We start from the raw sequence: 16236 nt of genomic DNA on the forward strand, positions 1-16236 counted from the left end.
GGCCCTTTGTATGATGGAGTGCATGGCTGATTTTTCCGAGATTCTGGCATCATGCGACGACTGCAATGAGGAGGACCGCGAGTGGCTCCACCACCTGGTGGCCGACTGGCAGGTCATCGCCGATCTGAGCTTTGCCGACCTGCTGCTCTTGCTGCGCACCGGCGAGGGGGAGTTCACCGTGGCCGAGCAGTGCCGGCCCTCCACGGTCATGTCACTGCGCACCGAAGACGTGGTGGGGGAGCACTTCCCGGCTGATCGCCGCGAAGAGCTGGAGGTGGCCATGCAGTCCAAGGGGGTGTTGCGATCCAACAAGCTGCGCACCATCGGCCGTGCCACGGTCTGCGACGTCTATGCTCCTATCCGTCACCAGGGCAGGACCCTGGGTCTGGTGGTTCGCGAAACCAACATGGCCACCCGCGAGTCCAACGGCCGGTACGAGAGTGAGAGCATCAACGCGGGCAAGGAGCTCTTCGAGATGATCACCCGAGGCGAGTTCCCCTACGCGGATTCGGTGCTCAACCAGCGGCACAACGCCAGGGTGGCCGACGGTTTCTTTGTGCTGACGTCAAGCGGCGTGGTGCGTTACGCCTCGCCCAACGCCATCAGCTGCTTCCGCAGGCTGGGCTCGGTCGAGACCATGATCGGCCAGTACCTGAGCGAGATCGGCACCTCCCTGCTCAAGGAGAACGATCCCGTGCCCGACTCCCTGCCGTTGGTTCTGACGGGCAAGGCGGCCGTGGACTCTGAGCTGGACGCCAACGGGTCGGCCGTCTCCATGCGCTCCCTGCCCCTCTATGGCAAGCAGGGCAGGATTGGCGCCATCGTGCTCTGTCGGGATGTGACCGAACTGCGCCGCCGGGAGAAGGAGCTGCAGACCAAGGATGCCACCATCTCCGAGATCCACCACCGGGTCAAGAACAACCTCCAGGCCGTGTCGGCCCTGCTGCGGCTGCAGGCCAGGCGCACCAAGTCCGACGAGGTCCGCAAGGAGCTGGAGGAGGCCCAGCGACGGGTCCAGACCATCGCTGTGGTTCATGAGGGCCTCAGTCAGACCGCCGACGAGATTGTGGACTTCGACAAGGTGATCGCCAACCTGCTCAAGATGAGCGTGGACCTGGCCACCACCAGCGACCAGCACATCACCATCTCCTACGTGGGCAAGTTCGGGATGATGCCCGCCCAGGATGCCACACCCCTGTCCTTGGTGCTGACCGAACTGGTCAACAACGCGGTCGAGCACGGCTTCGAGGGCCGTGACGAGGGGCATATCACCATATCGGTGGGCCGGGGCGGCAACAATCTCAATGTGGTAGTCGAGGATGACGGCAACGGCTACAGCACCGAGTCGGATCAGGGCCAGGCTCGTTCCACCGGATCCGGGCTGGGCACGCAGATCATCAACACCTTCGTCACCAACGACTTCGGCGGCACGGTCAAGTGGGAGCCCCGCCGGGATGGCGGCACCCGGGTGGTCATCAACATCAAGCTGCGCGTGGCCCAGGACGTGTGATGCCAGGCACTTTTGAGAAAAAGAGAGGGGAGACGGCATCAAGCCATCGCCCCTCTCCTGTTTTGCGCAATCGGAAAGATGTCAGGACTGCATCTGCATGGCCTGGGACCTGCGCGCACGCATGGCCCTGCGCTTCAGAGCCCTGCGTTCGTCCTCGCTCAGTCCGCCCCAGACACCGTAATCCTGGTTGGTGTCCAACGCGCACTTCAGACAGGCGTCAATGACCTTGCAGGTCCTGCAGACAGCCTTGGCCTCCTCGATCTGCTGATAGGCTGCACCGGTGTTGCCGACGGGGAAGAACAGCTCAGGGTCCTTGTCACGGCAAGCAGCCTTGGCGCGCCAATCAAACGCATTACTCATCTACCTAAGCCTCCAAGAAGTTTTTATCGATGCTTTTATCACTACCCTATGCAAGATAAGCACGATGAGTGACTTTTTTCAAGGGTTCATTTGTTTTACGGCTAAAGAGAACACCTGTAGCGGAATGGCGAGACCCGCTTCCAGAACCAGACACCGTCCGGGAATGGCGCTGGCCCGGGTGGGGAGGGTGGCCAGCTGATCGGCGGGGATGCCAGCTGCCAGATCGGCCCCCCGTTCGCCGCAGGGGAACGCCAGACGACGGCTGAAACGCTCTGGTCTGTGCAGGGCGCTGGCCGTATCCACGGCCAGGATCACGGTGGTTCCCTCCTGTCCCAGAGCCTCCTGCAGAAGAGGGGCCAGGGGATCCCGACAAAGCGGATCCAGCAGATCCTGGGCATCGTCAAGAATCCAGACCAATGCACGGCTGCCATCCTGACGGCCTTGAGGCGGTGACGGCACCGGGCCGGGAAAGTCCCGGCTGCTGTAACCATGACCTGTTCGACGCGTGATGCGCAGGTCGAAGCTGGGCTCAGGTCGGGCTCCTGGCTTCATCAGGGTGAGCAGGGAACGCGCCAGCAGCGCCAGCAGGGTGCTCTTGCCCCGTCCTCGAGGTCCGATCAGGGCTGTATGACCGTTGAGTGGCAGGCGATAGAGATGGAGCAGAACCCCGTCGTCCATGTGTCCCAGAGGTATCTGAGGCCGTCCCGATTGCCAGAGGACCTGCCCGCAGGCCGGATCATGCTCTGGCAGGGGAGGGGAGAAAAGCGGTGCCGGCGGTCGGCTGCCGCAAAAGCGACTGGCCTTGACGATCTCGCCCACCAGGGCCTGCGGATCAGCTGATGGGCAGGTGCGGAAGGCCTGGGGACCCCGGCCCTGCTCCAGGAAGCCCAGACCTGGGCAGGCAGGGTCGATCGCCGTAGCACAGGAGGATCCCAGCAGCTCTCTGGACTGCAGGGGATCCCGCACCCGCAGACAGATGCCCAGGTTCATGTTGGCACGCATCTGGGCGCTGACCTGCCCCATGGTCTGCTGGGTGCAGGCCACCAGGTTCATACCCAGGGATCTGCCCTGAGAGGCCAGAGAGGTCAGTCTGTCCAGATAGTCAGGCAGAAGTTGGCGCAGGGCCTGGAACTCGTCAATGATCACCACCAGCCGTGCCGGTGGATCGGCCATACGGGCAGTGTCCTCAACCCCCGCTCTGGCGACCAGGCGCTGGCGGCGCTCCAATTCCCGTTGAAGGCCGTTCAGCGCGCGTACGGCCCGGTCCAGATCCAGATTGGTCACGCAGCCCACGGTGTGCGGCAGTCGGGCCAGCAGGCCAAAGCCGGCACCACCCTTGAAATCCAGCAGGACCAGATTGAGCCGGTCTGGCGGCTGACTGGCGGCCAGGGCCAGACACCAGGTCTGCAGAAAGACTGATTTGCCCGAACCTGTGGTGCCTGCCACCAGGGCGTGGGGTCCGTCGCGGGGCAGATCGATGACCAGCGGACCACGATCAGGGCGGATACCGATGACCGCCGGTGCCGACCTTCCTGATGCGGCAAGCCATGCGTGGACGATGCCCTGCCAGGGCAGACCTTGTGATCCTGAACGCCTTGACCCCAAGAGCCGGGACTCTAGCTGAGGGCCTGGGTTAGAGGCCAGTTGAGCCAGGTCCTGCAAGGTCTCGTTCTCTGTAGTCGTCGAGAGGGATGCACGATCCGATACTGTGCCGTACTTCAATTGTGCGCCTGCCGGTGGAGTGGACGATGATCGGCGATGCATTCGCAGCAGGCTCAGAAGCACCATGGCCAGGGTGCCCGTCAAGCTGGGCAGCAAGAGGAGGAGCAACATCCAGCGGCCCTGGCCTACTACGTACCAGATCATGCCTGCCTGGGCCAGGGCCGGAGCCGTCTGTGCAACCAGGGTCAGAATGACCTGGGCGCTTCCCCCTTTGGCCTTCTTCTCTTTGGAGCCGGCAGAGCGCCAATCGCCACCTGCAGCACCGCTCGGATCTGTCGATATGGCTGCTGATGAATTGGCCTTGGTCATGCCCTCAGCATGAGCTGCCCGAGGCTGGAGCGCTAGAGCAGGCCTGGCATGTGGTCGAATGTGGACGGGATTGGTGGTGTGTGCAAAGCGGGCGCTACATGCCGCCGACCGTTCCAGCGGCATGACTGCCCTGGGCCAGTTGGTTGAACAGGTCGGTGTTGCGGGCTTGGTCCAGCAGAACGGTGGAACCGATGCCCCCGCCCGGATAGTAGTCGGGATCTGTCCAGTAGACGCTTCCGGTGACCCCCTTGCTGCTGCTGGCACTGCGGAAGGCCAGGACCATGTGCACAAGGTCTATGGGGTTGGCCCGCTCATCCACCACCAGGGCATCCAGACCTGCGGAAAGAACCTTGCCGGCCCTCGACGGGTTGAGCATGACCGAAGGTTGTAGGGCCTTGGCGCTGATGGCCGAGATGGCCTGACGCTGGCGTTCGGCACGCCCAAAGTCTCCCTTGGGATCCGAGTAGCGCATGCGGGTGAAGGCCAGGGCCATGCCGCCGTCGGCCTGATGGCAGCCGCGAGACCAGACCATGCCGGAGTTGGGGTCGTTGACGTCTGCGTCATAGCAAAGCCTGACGCCGCCCAGGGCGTCGACCACCTTGCTGAGGCCCCCGAAACGGATAAGGGCCACATGATCGACCTTATGACCGGTGATGTCCTCGATCTGGCCGGTTAGGGCCCGGTAGCCCGATGTGTAGGCCACGGCGTTGATCTTCATGTAATCCCCGTCCTGCTTGACCAGGGAGTCGCGGGGGATTGAAATCAGGGAGGCGGCTCCGTGGCGGGGCTTGGTCAGCACCAGGATGGTGTCGGTGCGGAAGCCGGTGATGCTGGCATCCTGTCCGGCCCCCGGAGAACCGTCGCGCTGGTCCGATCCCAGCAGGAGCCAGGTAGTGGCCTCTGAGCCAGGGGTATCGGTCAGCATTTTGTCGCGGGTGAGCTTGCCGTTGACCCAGAACCATCCTCCACCTGCCAGTACAACTAGTGCCAGCAGCAGGACCAGCAGCAGAATGATTACGAACTTGCGCACTGGGTGTTTACGGACGAGGGCAGTGCCGTTCCGCATGTTCCGATTGTTGTTGCGCCAGTCGTTTTTAACAGGTGCAGCTGCAGCCGCCGGCCTGGGTGTGGTTTTCGAGGAGCCACTGGTGCGTCTGGCTTTCTGATGCCCCGTCCCGGAAGATGGGGAGAAGCTGGGAGGCGTCTGGCTACGGCTGTGTCTGGCCTCGGTGCCTGGAGATCTGGGGTCGGCCGCCGGACGGTGATGCCCGGAGGGCATGAAGCTAGGAGGCTCCTGTCCTTGTCCGTCTTGGTCTGATCCAGTCCGCATACCCTTAACCTCCGTAGCTTTGACCGACTAGGTAAGCAATAGCATGCCTGAACGACCCCAGGAAGCTTAATCGGCTATCTCTGCGCCGGAACCGCACAGACCGTAGCAAACAGGTAGCGGTCCGCCATGCCGATGTACTGTCCGGTGTTCGCATCCCTGATGGTTCCGTCGTCCGGATCGACGGTCCCGCCCGTGTTGGGATCGATCAGGGTCTTGTCGGGCATGGTGATCAGTCCGGTACGGGGATCGGGCTTGGGAAGAGCAGCGGCGGATGCAGATGGGGATTGGGTGCCGCCCCCTGTGTCAGAGCCGTTGCCAGCCGTCTGAGCGGCACTCTGTGAGTTTTGGGCGCTCTGGGCATCCTGACCATTGCTGGCCTGGTTGCCTGACGAGGAAGCTGACTCTGCGTCCTCATTGGCCTGGGTCAAGGGCTTGCCCTCTCGCAGCAGATGCCAGATGGTTTCGGCCTCGTCCGTCCACACCACCCGGTTGTTGTCCTGGGACCATTCCTCGACAGGTATGGTCCGGGCGTAGATATGTGTGGTGTCTATGTGCTTGAGCGAGTTGCCCAGGCCCAGCAGGGTCTGGAAGTTGCCCAACCCCTCGCTCAGCTGCAGGGTGGACATGGAGGTGGTGGCCAGACGGTAGGCCTTGGGCAGGTCGGAATAGATGTTGACGGTCTTGGCCTCGTTGACCAGGCTCTTGATCAGATACTGCTGGCGGGTGGTGCGCATGATGTCCGACCCGTCGGCGGCGGTTCCGTGGCGCATGCGAGCGTACTCGGTGGCCTGGGTGCCGTCCAGATGCTGCAGACCACGCTTCAGGTTGATGCCGGTATAGCCGTCCCAGGTGTCCTTGGGGATGCACACATCTACCCCACCCAGGGCGTCGATGATGGACTTGAGACCGTTGAAGTCAGCCACCACAAACTGCTGAATGTCCAAGCCGGTCAGGGAACGGACCGCTGCCAGGGAGCAGCTGGCGGCCGAATTGGCATCGCCGCCCTGGCTGTAGCCCTCGGCGAAGATGGAGTTGAACATGACCTGGCGGCGGGCCGGGATGGTATCCCCCTTGCTGGTGGTGCAGGCCGGGGCGTTTACGATGGAGTCCCTGGGAATGGAGACCACATTCACATAGGAGCGGTCGGCGGCGATCTGGACCACCATGGCCGTGTCCGACTGGTGGTTCTCCTCCAGGCCGTCGCCGCTGCCGCCCACCTCGGAGTTGCCCTTACCGTCCCGGGTGTCCTGTCCCAGCACCAGGACGTTCAAAGTCCTCCCCTTGTAAATGTCTTCCGGGGCCTTGTGGGCTTGAGTCAGGCTGACGGGCTCGAGCACGTGCATGTGACCGTTGATGTCGGTCCAGAAGGCCGCCACCGTCGAGGCCAGGAAGCAAAGAACGAAGGTAAGGGCCAGGCAGATGCCCGTGCGCAGACGGTGGCTGCTGCGAAACCCGTCGCTGTGCTGGGGCTTGCCGTTCCTGCCCGCCTTGATGTTGGGCAGACCCATCTTTCTGGTTGGGGATGTCAATGGTATGCCTTCCTCATCGGCTGTCGCTGTAGGGCTCATTCCGGCGGGAAGAACCGGGATGGCGGTGACGCGTGCTTGAACCAGTGATAGTATAGTCTGACCCCCATCCGCAGCTCCTCTTCGGGCGATATGGCTCCCTGTATGTGTTGCTCAGTTGCGCTCGCAGATATTTAGGGGTTGACAGAAGACCCCTGCAGCAGCTGTAATAAAAGTGTGTAAACACACTAGGGACTGGGGGGTCGCTATGAGTGGATTTGTTGACACTCGCTATAGCAGTACAACTAAAAACAGGCTGACGCCGCTGATGCAGTGGTTCGAAGTCAACGTCGGACCATCCTGGCGAAGCGAGGCGCTCTGTGCGCAGACCGACCCGGAAGCATTCTTCCCGGGCAAGGGGGGCTCCACCCAGGAGGCCAAACGGGTCTGCGCCGACTGCACCGTCCGCAAGCAGTGCCTGGACTGGGCGGTCGAGCATGACGAGCGCTTCGGCATCTGGGGCGGCATGAGTGAACGGGAGCGCCGCCGTTACAAGAAGAGGATGCGCGCGCAGCGTCAGGTCTGAATCGCCGCAGGTGCCCAAGCGAGGCATCCGGTGACCTGGTTTGCGTAGACTGGAACGCATGAGTTTCGTCGCGCCTCAAGCCCAGGATGTCCGGCAGGTCCTCTCTTCAGTCATGAACGAATGTTCGCCCGCCGCCAGCCCTCATGTGGAGGATGCCGTGGCGGCGGTGATCACGGTCGAGCATGATCTGACCTATTTGCCGGACACCCTGCGTGCCCTCTTGCGACAGAGCCTCTTGCCACGGGTCCTGGTTATCGCGGACTGTTCGGGGTCCACCACAGAGCCGCTCTATGCGCAGTTTCCGGTGGATGGGCCCGCGCGTGTGGAAGTGCAGGTGGTCCGCGCGCGAGGTGCCTCCTCCTTCGGCGATGCCTTGGACAAGGCGCTTGGCTACGCCCGTCTGCCTGGTCGGATTCGCGCTCTTTGGCTTCTGCACGACGACTGCCGTCCACTGGATAATCATTGCCTGGACGAGCTGGTGGACACCTGGCACAGCAATCCCACTGCCTCTCTGCTGGGTGCCAAACAGTATGACTGGCAGGGCCAGGGACTCCATGACGTGGGTCGGTATGCCTACCGTCACCGAACGGTGAGTCTAGTGGTGGACAGCGAACCCGACCAGCAGCAATATGACGCGCGTCAGGATGTCTTCGCGGTGAGCCTGGCTGGCGCCCTGGTGCTCATGCAGACCATGAAGGACCTGGGCGGACCAGGCGCTTGGGCTGGCACCTTTGGCCAGGCCGATGATCTCTGCCGTCGTATCTGCCTGTCAGGGGGGCGGGTGGTAATCGTACCCAACGCCCGGGTGGCCCATGCCGGTGCCCGTATGAGCGGGTTGCGTGATCGGAACGGGCGGTCGGTGCAGCCCGACCACCCCTTGGATGCCTCCATGGGTCCCATACTGGCCCGGGAATGCTACCTGCTGACTGATTTTGCCCTGCCCTGGTGGCCGCTGGTCTGGCTCTGGCGAGTTCTGGCGGCATTGTGGTTCATGGCGGTTGATCTTATCGGCAAACGGCCCTACAGGGCCCTCTGCCGGCTGTGCGCACCCTGGCGGATTCTGGCCAACCCCGCATCCTTGTTCACGATGCGTTGCCGTCTGACCTCCGCCTGCCATGGTGGTCCCCGCCGGTTGGACATTCTTCAGGCCAACGGTCAGCAGATCAGACAGTGGCGGCAGCGCAGGCAGGCCTTCCACGACCAGCAGGAACATCCCATGCTCAGCCACCTGGCCTTGGCTCATCTGCGCCAGCAGTTCCTGCGTCGCCTGGCCTGGGCTTCAGGGATGACCATAGCGGTCTTGGCGGCCCTGGTGGCCACCCACTGGCCACTCTGTCGTGCCATCTTCTCGGGAGGGGCCATCCACGCTCCCTCCCTGCCCTCGTCCGGAGCCGACTGGTCCCAGGTGCTGACGGCGGCCACCACCTCCTGGTCCTGGGCCGGGGGTGTGGGGCAGCCCGCAGTTCCTGCCCCCTTCCTCCTGGTCCTCCTGCCCTTCGCTCTGCTGACCGGCGGTCACGTAGCCCAAGCCATGGCCCTGATGCTCCTGGCGGAGACGGGACTGGCCGCTCTGTCTTTCTGGGCCCTGGCCGGCGTGGTCACCAGGTCCAATCCCATTCGAGTCCTGCTGGGGTTGCTCTGGGCTTGTCTGGCATTCGCCCTGGGCATCGTGGATGGTCTGCAGCTGCCCATGCTGACGGTCATGGCCTTCATGCCTGCCGCCTTTGCCTTTGTTTTCAAGGCCGTGGGGCTGTATCAGACTGAGGCTCCCGTGCGCCCCAAGGCTTCGGTGCAGCAGGCGGCTCTGGCCTCTATCTGTTTTCTGCCGGTCCTGGCTGCCGAACCTCAGCTCATGCTGGCCATGATCCCGCTCTTCATTATGGCGATCTGCCTGGTGCCCTCCCATCGGGTCATGCTGCTCCTGATGCCCCTGCCCTCGGCGCTGGCCCTGGCGCCCACCCTGGTCAATTCCTTGCGCCATGCCAATCAAGGACTTTTCAGACAGCTGTTCGCAGATCTTATGATCCCCTCGACGGGCTTGACCGGTCAACCCAGAACCGGGAGCCTGGGGCAACTGCTGGCCCGCCTGCTGGGACTGGATCTTTCGGCCCTGTGGCCCCTCAGGTGGCGACCTGAGCTCTGGCGTCCGGCCACGCTGGCCTGCTGTCTGCTGGTGGTGGCCCTGCTGGCCTTCATCGCCTTGGTTGTGCCTCGGGCGCTCAAAACTGCCAGGATTCTTTGGAGTACGGTTCTGCTGGGCCTGATTCTGGCGCTGATCTCCCAGGCGGTCTGCATCGGCTTGGACGAGACCGGTCCAGTGGCCGGTTCGGTCCTGCCTGGGGTGATGCTTGCCTTCATGGGGCTGCTGGCCTGTCTGGGCCTTCTGGCTGGCAGGGCCGTCCGTCCCTTCTCGCCCCTTGCTCCTGGGCACGATCAGGTTCCAGAGGGCGATGCTGATCGTCCGCCCCTGCCTCCTGCGCAGTCCTCTTCAACCTCTGCGGCTGCGGTTGATGGCGGGGGACGGATTGTCAGACTCTTGCTGGGCCTGGTCCTGACCCTGGTAACGGCAGGCGTGGCGGCGGCTGGTCTGGCGGCGCCAGTCGGAGGACCCCTGTCTGCTGATGACCGGCAGCTCCCGGCAGTGGCGGTGGACTACCTGAACAAGGATCCATCCCATCGGGTGCTGGTGCTGACCTCGCCCTCCCATGGCCGCGTGGCCTACACGGGTCTGCACACCTCACGAGGGGATCTGATCGATGCCTCGCCTGCCCTGCGTGCCCAGAGGGTGAACGGCGGGCAGATGGCCGGTCAGGATGTCCTCTCGCATTCAGCTGCGGCTCTGATGGCCAACGCCGACTCCAAGGCTGTAGCGGCTGTATCCGGTATGGGCTTCGGGGGAATCTATGTGCCCGCCGACCGTTCCGGAGCAGTCGGCATGGGATCCACACCCAACGATGACCTGGTATCCAACATCACCGCCAGCGATGGTGCCCAGCAGGTGGCGACCAATGCCCAGGGAACCTATTTCCGTTTGAGCTCGCAATCCGGCAGGGATGTGGGAGTCAACATGGCCGGGGCCCATCAAGCGGCGGCCAGCACCTGGAGGAGGATCTGGCTCTGGACCCTGGGCCTGGTCTTGCTGGGATACTGCTTGGTGGCTCTGCCGCGTCCGGGCTACTTTGGAGGGGAGCAACTATGAGTGTACGAAGCAAGGGATCCCTGGTGGCTGCTCTGGTCACGGCGCCTCTGGTGGCGGTTTTGATCGCTGCTCTCTTGGTATGGACGCCCCCGGCCTCCTTGGCTGATGGGGCCTTGGGCTCGTCAGTCGTTGCCACCCGGGTCAGCCAACGTGAGGTAGCGTCCTACTGCCCGGCTCGAATGACGGTAGCGGATGAGGACAAGGTCGGCGATGACCAGTTCAAAGCCTCGGAAGGCGATCTGAGCGCCCGTGTCACAGCCGCCGCCTTTGGTTCCATCGGCAGTGCCAGCCTGACTCCGCTTGGAGACGGGCGACGCACCACGATGACTGATCCCGACCTCTTGGATGGGCAGAAGACCATGGCCGCCTCGATCGATCCAGGTGCCTCGGCTACGGCTTTCGATTCCCGGATGCTCAAGTCCCAGCCGGGCACGGGAGCTGCTGTCGGTATGGTCTCCTGGGCCACCAAGGGCGATCTGCGAGGGGTCCAGGCGCTGGCCTGCCCTCGGGCCGTCATGGATGCCGGCTTCCTGTTGCCTGCCACCGGTCGAGGGTCCACACAGCGGCTGGTGGCCTACAACCCGTCATCCAAGGCCACGGTGATCAGTCTGGAGATCCAGGGTTCGCATTCCTCTGGCAACCTGTCCCTGGAGACCGGGAACACCATGACTGTGGCGCCTGGCGGCCATGCCTCATACGACCTGTCTGCGGCGGCTCCCGGACAGCAGGCCGTCTACGTCCGGGCTCGCAGCTCCCAGGCGCCAGTGGCCATGTCGGTTTCGGTCAATGTCATGGCTGGACTGGATCCGCGCGGGTCGGATCAGGTAACGGCCTTGGCGGCGCCCGGCCGTGATCTGGTTATTCCCGGCCTGCGCGGGGCAGACCAGGCCACCCTGCTTCTGCAGGGTTCCAAGGCTACCGCGGCGGAGCTGTCCTGGATGGATGAAGGCGGTCGGGAATCCTTGCGGCGGGTGGATTTGCAGGGTTCCAGGGCCACTGCTGTGGACTTGGGTGGCGTGCCTGACGGCAAGCTGGCTCTGCAGGTGCATGCCGACCAGCCTGTCCGAGCAGTCCTGCAGGTGACCAGTCGGGGCAGCCAGGATCAGTCGCAGTCCGACCTGGCTCTGATTCCTGCGGGTACTGCTGCCGCATCCTCGGCCCTGACCATATCCCAGCCCGCCCAGGCAGCGCTGACCCTGGTCAACCCATCGACGGATCCGATCAAGGCCGAACTGGTTGGGTTCGACGAGAAGGGCAAGAAATTGGATGAGCGCTCGCTGACCGTTGAGCCGGGTCGGGCTCATGAGCTTTCAGCCCACGACCTGGGCGACCAGGTGGCCGCCGTACGGCTGAACGAGGATTCCGAGCATGATTCATCCCGATTGATCTGGAATGCCCGTCTGAGCGTGGACGCGGTCAACCAGGCTGGCCTGGCCGGTCTGGCCGTCATGGCTCCTGACGGGCTCATGCCTGCCACCACGCTGATCCGCTCCGGTCCAGACTCCACTGTCCTGCCCTGAACGTCGGCTGTCAGCGTCCCCACATGGGGTCGATTTCCTCCGGGTCCCGCCCGTAAAGGTCTGCCAACTGCAGGACCAGTTCGTCGCGGATAATCAACTCCAGCTCGGTGCGGTCCCGGGTCTTGCTCTGGATGGGCAGCCGGTAGAGGACGATTCTGGCGGGGATGCCGCGGCCTGCCGGGAAACTGCGTGAGAAGAGGTCCGCCCTGTCCTCCCAGGGGGTGGGGTCGGAGGGCGGCACGTCCTCGACGGCGAATTGGACGGGCTTGACCAGCTGGGGCCAACCGGCTCCCAGACGCCGAATCTGGGCCGCGGTCAGGTCGTCGAAGATCCCGCATCTGGTGCGATAGCGGGGCAGGCGGGTGCCGAAGGTGGGCCGACGAATCCCCCGGCCATGACTGTCCCGGTAGACGCTGCGGGACCAAGGCGGCTGATCGTTGATCATGACACTCACCATAGCCCCTCAACTCAGTGACAGTTTCGATTCAGGGTGTCTTGTAGCATAGAGCGATGATCGACAAGCGGATGGGAGCAATCATGGCGGAGGACGGTGCGATGAACGTGGCCTGGTGGGGCAGCCAAGACATAGGGTCCATCTGCGCACAGGCACGAGTGCTGGCCTTCGATCTGGACAATACTCTGGCGCTGTCCAAGACCCGTATGGACCAGACCATGGCCGTTCATTTCGCCGCCCTGACCCGGCTTCGGCCCGTGGCCATCGTCTCTGGCGGGCGGTTCAGCCAGTTCCGCGACCAGGTGCTGGATGCTCTGCCCGACGATACCCGTTTCGACCAGCTGCATCTGATGCCCACCAGCGGCACCCGCTACTACCGCTGGCAGGATGGAAGTTGGAATTGCGTCTATGCCCACGACCTGAGCGCCCAGGACCTGCAGGCCGCCGAGGCCAGCCTGGAACGCAGAGCCAAGCAGCTGGGCGACTGGGAGGAGCAGGTCTGGGGGCCGCGCATCGAGGATCGCGGCAGCCAGATAACCTTCTCCGCCCTGGGTCAGCAGGCCCCTGTCCAAGCCAAGGAGGCCTGGGATCCGGACAACAGCCGCAAGGATGCCCTGGCCCGGGCCGTGGCCGCCGATCTGCCCAACCTGCAGGTGCGTTCAGGCGGCTCCACCAGCGTGGACATCTCGGCCAAGGGTATTGACAAGGCCTACGCTGTGACCTCCCTGGCCAGGATACTGGGTGTGGATGTCGGCGATATCGCCTTCGTGGGCGACCGGATGGATCCTGATGGCAACGACTATCCGGCGGCCCTGGCGGGGGCCATGGCTCTGCGTGTGCGCGATCCTGCCGATGCCTTGGCCCTGATTCAGGCCATGGAGGCTGATCTGGCCTGAATCTGCTAAACCTGTCCGCAGACAATCCTGTGAACGGATAACTTGTTCATGCACATGGCCCTGATCTGCTTGTCTATCCTCTTTGTTCGAGGGTTGGCTGGGTCATATGCACAATCCTTTATCGGCATCCAGCCGTCTCAGACGGGCCGCTTATGCTGTCGCCTCGGCCATGGCTGGCTCGGCCCTGGACCTGCTGGCTCCTCGAGCCTGCGCCGGCTGTGACCGCCCGGACCTTCTGCTCTGTCCCAGCTGCAGATCCCTGCTCTTCCGGCCCCTGTCGGTGCCCGCGCCCGCCTATGCCCTAGGTCTGGCGCTGGCCTGCGCTTCATATCGTGGACCTGTCAGGCGGATCATTCTGTCCTGGAAGGACCATGACAACCGGCCCTTGGACAGGCCACTGGGCCAGGTCATGGCCGATCTGGCTCCAGCCCTGTCCAGGCTGATCGATCCTCTGCTTCGGCCCAAGTCTGCCAGGGCCATTCTGGTGGTTCCCGCCCCCTCTTCCCGCGCCTCCCTGCGAAGGCGGGGGAGGGTTCATCTGGAGCCGATCCTCCTGTCTCTGGTCCAGGCCCTGCAACGGCAGGGTCTGGCTGCCCAGGTGGAACCGGCCCTGATCATGAACTCCGTGAGAACCAAGTCTGTCCAAGCGGGCGGCCGTCGGAACCGTTCGCGTCGGCTGGCAGGCCGGATTGCGGTTGCGGATCCCTCACGACTGGCCGGTCAACCTGTCCTGGTGGTGGACGACATCATCACCACTGGATCCACCATCCGTCAGTGTGCTCGTGCCCTGGAGGCTGCAGGTGCCCTACCGCTGGCTGCCCTGGCTCTGGCGGCCGTTCCTCCAGGCCATGAGGATCTCTAGCGGGCCTGGGCCACGGCCATCTCGTCCCAGCGGGTGGTGGCCCGGGGGGAGAGCATGCCCCGGTTCATGGCCCAGTCGGCCCCTGTATCCTCGTCGCCCCGGCCCTGGCCGCGGATGCCTCCGTAGCCCACGCCCACGCGGAAGGGGCCGAAACGACGGGTGGCATCCTCCAGGACGTCCCCCAGACCATGGGTGTCCCGGGCTGCGTCCAGGCCTTCCAAGGTGTGGAAGTGGTCGGCGTCGGTCAGGTCCAGCAGAACCACCCCGGCTCGGATCCAGCGGGCGTGCGGATCCACTCGGCCCTTGAGCGCCCGGCTGGCTGCGCCGGCGATGACCAGCGGGTCGTCGCTGGGATCCTCCAGGACGACGGTCCGGCCAGCTGAGCAGAACTGCTGGGGCGCATAGGGGCTGGTGGAGCAGAAGACCCGCACTCTGCCGCACAGGCCGTGCTGTCGACGCAGGCGGCGGCAGGCCTTCTGGGCGTAGATGCTCAAAGCTTGGGCCAGGGTGGAGTAGCCCTCAATGGGGTGAGAGAACATGCGCGAGCACAGAATCTGATCGGTGCGCACGCCCCTGGCGGCATCCGCCTCGGGTTCGATACAGGGTCGTCCCCTCAATTCCAGTACGGTGCGCTGCAGCATGACGGAGAACCGATGCCGGATCAGGGAGGGATCGGCATCGCGCAGATCCAGGGCGGTGGTGATGCCCATGCCCATGAGTCTGCCGGTCAGCCGTCGGCCTACTCCCCAGACCTGGTCGACGGGCACGGATGCCAGAGCCTGGTCGCCATACTGGGACTCCACCTGGCTCCAGAGGGTGATCCCCTCGGTCGAGGGATGGTCCTTGGCCCAGTGGTTGGCCACCTTGGCCAGGGTTTTGGTAGGCGCCACGCCCACGCTGACGGGGATGCCGGTGCACCGCAGGACCGCGGCGCGCAGCTCCCGGCAGATCTGGACGGTGCGCTTGTCGTTCCAGATGCTGTCCATGAAGCACTCGTCGATGGAGTAGGTCTCCTGGTTGGGCAGGAAATGGGCCATGATGGCCATCATGCGCCTTGAGAGACTGGCGTAGAGCTCATAATTGGAGCTGCGGGCTACCACCCCGTCCTGCAGGGCCCTGTCGCGAATGGTGAACCAGGGTGTGCCATTGGTGATGCCCAAGGCCTTGGCCGGGCGGTTGCGGGCCACTACGCAGCCGTCGTTGTTGGACAGCACAACCACCGGGCGGTCGGCCAGGGAGGGGTCGAAGACGGCCTCACATGAAGCGAAGAAAGAGTTGGCATCAGCCAGGACTACCTGGCCTGTCAGAGCGGTCCCGGATGCCGGCTGGGCCGGTCTCTGCGCGCTCATGCCGACCCCCAGCCCGTGGAAGGATAGACGGGCTTCCGGCCCTGGATTCCCGTGTGCCTGCGACCGTGCGGGGTATGCCCGGGATAGGTGACCTGGGGCAGGGGAGAGCCGCTCCGAAGTTCGCCCTTGGTGTCCACCCGCTGCCAGTGATAGTTGCCGATGGCCACCCCCCAGATGACCAGTTCCTCGCCCTCCTGGGGCAGGAAGTCGGGGTAGGCGGGGTTCTCGGCCCGCAACATGGTCCGTCCTTTGCGTCTGGCCAGCCGCTTGACCAGCAGCTCGTCGTCCAGGATGGCGATGACAATGTCCCCCTCACGCGGCTCCAAAGACCGGTCGACCACCAACAGGTCCCCATCGAAGATGCCGGCTCCGGTCATGGAATCGCCGGCCACGTGGATGATGAAGGTGGCATCGGGGTGGATGATGACGTTCTGATCGAAGCTGAAGTCGCCGCTGAAGTAGTCCTGGGCCACGGAGGGGAAGCCGGCGTGGACGGCCTCCAAGGCCTGGGGGACAGGACTGGGGTGCTCTCGGAAGGGACTCAGGGCATCGACCCGGCACTCCGGCAGGGAAGCAGGGGCCGCCTCCGGCGACCCATGGATGGTAGCGACCATGGCACACCTCGAACTCGATG

Annotated in this window: 13 protein-coding genes; 6 read left to right on the plus strand and 7 right to left on the minus strand. The window is 64.1% G+C overall.

Features of this window, described 5'->3' with window-relative positions; genetic code table 11:
- Positions 1-22: 22 nt before the first annotated feature.
- Complete coding sequence (locus tag J3U06_RS03660) at positions 23-1510, plus strand: sensor histidine kinase (protein WP_267430438.1); 1488 nt, start codon at positions 23-25, stop codon at positions 1508-1510.
- Positions 1511-1591: 81 nt separating this feature from the next.
- Here the strand turns inward: J3U06_RS03660 and J3U06_RS03665 are convergent, their stop codons facing one another.
- The 4 genes from J3U06_RS03665 to J3U06_RS03680 form a co-directional block, all read right to left on the minus strand.
- Complete coding sequence (locus J3U06_RS03665; protein ID WP_015021978.1) at positions 1592-1870, minus strand: WhiB family transcriptional regulator; 279 nt, start codon at positions 1868-1870, stop codon at positions 1592-1594.
- A gap of 78 nt (positions 1871-1948) precedes the next feature.
- Positions 1949-3901 carry an FtsK/SpoIIIE domain-containing protein gene (locus tag J3U06_RS03670; RefSeq protein ID WP_267444348.1) on the minus strand — a complete coding sequence of 651 codons (1953 nt, stop codon included), beginning with the start codon at positions 3899-3901 and terminating at the stop codon, positions 1949-1951.
- Positions 3902-3995: 94 nt separating this feature from the next.
- Entirely contained in the window at positions 3996-5180 is a 1185-nt protein-coding gene (locus J3U06_RS03675; protein ID WP_267444349.1) for an LCP family protein, read from the minus strand.
- Between the two features lie 125 nt (positions 5181-5305).
- Positions 5306-6760 (minus strand): LCP family protein, encoded by a 1455-nt coding sequence (locus J3U06_RS03680; RefSeq protein ID WP_267444350.1) that lies wholly within the window; start codon positions 6758-6760, stop codon positions 5306-5308.
- Between the two features lie 304 nt (positions 6761-7064).
- Here J3U06_RS03680 and J3U06_RS03685 point away from each other — a divergent pair, with 304 nt between their 5' ends.
- Genes J3U06_RS03685 through J3U06_RS03695 form a run of 3 tightly spaced genes read left to right on the plus strand, consistent with a single transcriptional unit; the run spans position 7065 to position 12041 of the window.
- Positions 7065-7322: a WhiB family transcriptional regulator gene (locus J3U06_RS03685; RefSeq protein WP_029676165.1), complete on the plus strand. Its 258-nt coding sequence runs from the start codon at positions 7065-7067 to the stop codon at positions 7320-7322.
- A gap of 58 nt (positions 7323-7380) precedes the next feature.
- On the plus strand, positions 7381-10521 hold the full coding sequence (locus J3U06_RS03690; protein WP_267444351.1) for a glycosyltransferase: 3141 nt from the start codon (positions 7381-7383) through the stop codon (positions 10519-10521).
- Complete coding sequence (locus tag J3U06_RS03695) at positions 10518-12041, plus strand: DUF5719 family protein (protein WP_267444352.1); 1524 nt, start codon at positions 10518-10520, stop codon at positions 12039-12041. Before J3U06_RS03690 ends, J3U06_RS03695 begins: the two co-directional genes overlap by 4 nt.
- 10 nt (positions 12042-12051) lie before the next feature.
- Here the strand turns inward: J3U06_RS03695 and J3U06_RS03700 are convergent, their stop codons facing one another.
- Entirely contained in the window at positions 12052-12486 is a 435-nt protein-coding gene (locus tag J3U06_RS03700) for a metallopeptidase family protein (protein ID WP_024627339.1), read from the minus strand.
- Positions 12487-12596: 110 nt separating this feature from the next.
- On the opposite strand from J3U06_RS03700, the gene J3U06_RS03705 reads away from it, so the two are divergent.
- Complete coding sequence (locus tag J3U06_RS03705) at positions 12597-13391, plus strand: HAD-IIB family hydrolase (protein ID WP_416378822.1); 795 nt, start codon at positions 12597-12599, stop codon at positions 13389-13391.
- 106 nt (positions 13392-13497) lie between these two features.
- Positions 13498-14253, plus strand: a complete 756-nt coding sequence (locus J3U06_RS03710) for a ComF family protein (RefSeq protein WP_267430444.1) — start codon at positions 13498-13500, stop codon at positions 14251-14253.
- Here the strand turns inward: J3U06_RS03710 and J3U06_RS03715 are convergent.
- Positions 14250-15602: a Y-family DNA polymerase gene (locus tag J3U06_RS03715; RefSeq protein WP_267430445.1), complete on the minus strand. Its 1353-nt coding sequence runs from the start codon at positions 15600-15602 to the stop codon at positions 14250-14252. The two genes, J3U06_RS03710 and J3U06_RS03715, sit on opposite strands and share 4 nt — an antisense overlap.
- The gene (locus J3U06_RS03720; protein ID WP_267399792.1) at positions 15599-16216 is read right to left on the minus strand and encodes a LexA family protein; all 618 of its coding nucleotides are present in this window, start codon (positions 16214-16216) and stop codon (positions 15599-15601) included. Before J3U06_RS03720 ends, J3U06_RS03715 begins: the two co-directional genes overlap by 4 nt.
- Between the last annotated feature and the right edge of the window lie 20 nt (positions 16217-16236).

The organism is Bifidobacterium sp. B4142 (genome assembly GCF_026537325.1).
In the GTDB taxonomy this organism is placed as follows: domain Bacteria; phylum Actinomycetota; class Actinomycetes; order Actinomycetales; family Bifidobacteriaceae; genus Bombiscardovia.

Bases quoted from the DNA above. Each gene is read 5' to 3' on its own strand.
- J3U06_RS03660 (WP_267430438.1), top strand. From the start codon at position 23: ATGGCTGATTTTTCCGAGATTCTGGCATCATGCGACGACTGCAATGAG.
- J3U06_RS03665 (WP_015021978.1), bottom strand. From the start codon at position 1,870: ATGAGTAATGCGTTTGATTGGCGCGCCAAGGCTGCTTGCCGTGACAAG.
- J3U06_RS03670 (WP_267444348.1), bottom strand. From the start codon at position 3,901: ATGACCAAGGCCAATTCATCAGCAGCCATATCGACAGATCCGAGCGGT.
- J3U06_RS03675 (WP_267444349.1), bottom strand. From the start codon at position 5,180: ATGCCCTCCGGGCATCACCGTCCGGCGGCCGACCCCAGATCTCCAGGC.
- J3U06_RS03685 (WP_029676165.1), top strand. From the start codon at position 7,065: ATGCAGTGGTTCGAAGTCAACGTCGGACCATCCTGGCGAAGCGAGGCG.
- J3U06_RS03690 (WP_267444351.1), top strand. From the start codon at position 7,381: ATGAGTTTCGTCGCGCCTCAAGCCCAGGATGTCCGGCAGGTCCTCTCT.
- J3U06_RS03695 (WP_267444352.1), top strand. From the start codon at position 10,518: ATGAGTGTACGAAGCAAGGGATCCCTGGTGGCTGCTCTGGTCACGGCG.
- J3U06_RS03700 (WP_024627339.1), bottom strand. From the start codon at position 12,486: ATGATCAACGATCAGCCGCCTTGGTCCCGCAGCGTCTACCGGGACAGT.
- J3U06_RS03705 (WP_416378822.1), top strand. From the start codon at position 12,597: ATGAACGTGGCCTGGTGGGGCAGCCAAGACATAGGGTCCATCTGCGCA.
- J3U06_RS03710 (WP_267430444.1), top strand. From the start codon at position 13,498: ATGCACAATCCTTTATCGGCATCCAGCCGTCTCAGACGGGCCGCTTAT.
- J3U06_RS03715 (WP_267430445.1), bottom strand. From the start codon at position 15,602: ATGAGCGCGCAGAGACCGGCCCAGCCGGCATCCGGGACCGCTCTGACA.
- J3U06_RS03720 (WP_267399792.1), bottom strand. From the start codon at position 16,216: ATGGTCGCTACCATCCATGGGTCGCCGGAGGCGGCCCCTGCTTCCCTG.